3 protein-coding genes are annotated in these 1868 nt (G+C 58.2%); 1 reads left to right on the top strand and 2 read right to left on the bottom strand.

All coding sequences use genetic code 11. The features are described 5' to 3' along the window. Nucleotides 1-231: 231 nt before the first annotated feature. Nucleotides 232-735, bottom strand: a complete 504-nt coding sequence (locus tag VHE12_07690) for a hypothetical protein (protein ID HVZ80667.1) — start codon at nt 733-735, stop codon at nt 232-234. A gap of 348 nt (nt 736-1083) precedes the next feature. Here VHE12_07690 and VHE12_07695 point away from each other — a divergent pair, with 348 nt between their 5' ends. Next, on the top strand, nt 1084-1359 hold the full coding sequence (locus tag VHE12_07695) for a hypothetical protein (protein HVZ80668.1): 276 nt from the start codon (nt 1084-1086) through the stop codon (nt 1357-1359). A gap of 112 nt (nt 1360-1471) precedes the next feature. On the opposite strand, the gene VHE12_07700 is transcribed toward VHE12_07695, so the two are convergent. Then, a partial coding sequence (locus VHE12_07700; protein HVZ80669.1) for a hypothetical protein occupies nt 1472-1868 on the bottom strand: 397 nt, incomplete at its 5' end.

Here is a 1868-nt window from a genome sequence, read left to right on the forward strand (position 1 = left end):
AATCCCCCACCAAACCCTTCACCCCCTACTGGACCCACGGCCAATCCCAATCCCTCCAACACGTCCCCGGCCAAGGCGACGAAGGCACCGGCCTCCAATAAACCCGCCCCGTCACCGCCACAGCGCGTCCGGAGTTCACACTTCAGTGTGCCGTCGTGGGGGGGGGGGGGAAAGTCGCCCCCGTCCGGAGTTCACGCTTCTCCCCAAAATAATGCCCGATCCTTCTTCCCCCTACTTTGCATCGATCGAATACCGCTGAGGCTCCTCAACCGCAACCGTCTTGCCCAACACAAACTTACCCCCATCCCACGTATACACCTTCATCCAATAGGGCCCCTTCATATATCCATTCCCTTCGCAAATGTCGTCATTCTTGCCGCCGGTGACGTTTAAAATCTGGTAGCCAAACCGGCTTCTTCCATTAAAAACGATGTCGATCGTGTGATCCGCATTGAGACGAAACACGACCAATTGCACCGCCGAACCCCACTCCCATTCCGAGCACAACAGTTCCCCAAGCTCCCCGAAATACACCGGATAAATCCGAATCACAGCCTGCGAAGAGATATCCGGATGATATGTAAACGGCTGAACGTTCGCCCTTCCATCCGAACCAGACATCACCAGGACTCCCACCGGCTCCTCTTGGCTTTCGTCCCTCCTGTAGTGGAAGTCAACGTCAGCAAGCCCAGTCGTCCCCGGCACCTTGAAACTGACCACCCCTTGCCACTTCACCTAGGAAGCCCCCGACAATTTCGCCACAGGCCCCGCCGAACATCCGCCCAGCATCACAACAAGCCCTGCAACACAAACACCCATCCGAACCATAGGCACCTCACCCGCTTCATCCACGAGCCAGCCCCCTACCGCCTCAACGCGCTCCCGGCGCTCCCACCCCGACCTCACCGTATCCCATCCCCTGCATCTCAGCCACAGAAATCCACCCAGCGCGTCCGGAGTTCACACTTCAGTGTGCCGTGGCAGTGCTGTTGTCGATAGAATATGCGATCGTGTTGAACGCTCCCTCGCGCCGCGCACTGGCCGTCATCGAGCGTCCTTCCTCTGTCTCCATCGGAAAGCTCCATGAGCAAGTTGCTCGGTACAATCATCGCCCTGTTCGGAGTCGCTGCCCTGATCCCGGCGGGTGGCGGGCTGCTTTACTACGTCAACGGCGAATTGCCCCGGGCGTTGATTCTCCAGACCGCACTCTCCTTCCTCATCGCCGCGCTATGCCTCATCGCCGCGTTTCACTTGCTGCGCGCGAGCGCTCCCGCAAACAAAAACCGGCCGACCCAGAAGCCGCAAACCCCAGGAACCTCTAGAAAACCAACAGGTAATCAATCATCAAGTCATGGATAAGCCGTGAAAACGCCGGGGCTCCCGCTTCGCCATAGTCTCCGCGCGCACAACTTGCCTTGCCGCAAAAACATTCGCGCCAAAAAATTCCCACCCACCAAACCCATCCCACCTCCTAACCCTCCCGCGCCTTCCGCGTCATCAAAATAAAAACGCCCCACGGCACCACCAAATACGCAACCACCCAATAAATCCATTCTTGAGGCCCCTCCAAAAGCGCATCTACGGGCGGAAGGAGTGCCACCAGATCAGCCGCAAGTGAAATCAAAAATCCAACGACCAATCCCTTCACACCACAACGCGTACAGATCGCCCGATGCGTAACGAGCCTCCACGCCCACAGCATTCCCCACACCAGGAACGCCGAAACCGCCCACACCCCCACCCCAATTGCCAGAACTACCGGAAAATATCCCGCCGCTTCCGGATCGATCTTCCCTCCCGACGCCACCAGGTTCCCCACCACTAATAGCCCGAAGTTCGCAGCGACCATCCCCCCAAAATACCCCCCA

The sequence above is a fragment of the bacterium genome (assembly GCA_035549195.1).
In the GTDB taxonomy this organism is placed as follows: Bacteria; Oederibacteriota; Muellerivitia; order Muellerivitales; family Muellerivitaceae; genus DASZRK01.

Bases quoted from the DNA above. Each gene is read 5' to 3' on its own strand.
- VHE12_07695 (HVZ80668.1), top strand. From the start codon at position 1,084: ATGAGCAAGTTGCTCGGTACAATCATCGCCCTGTTCGGAGTCGCTGCC.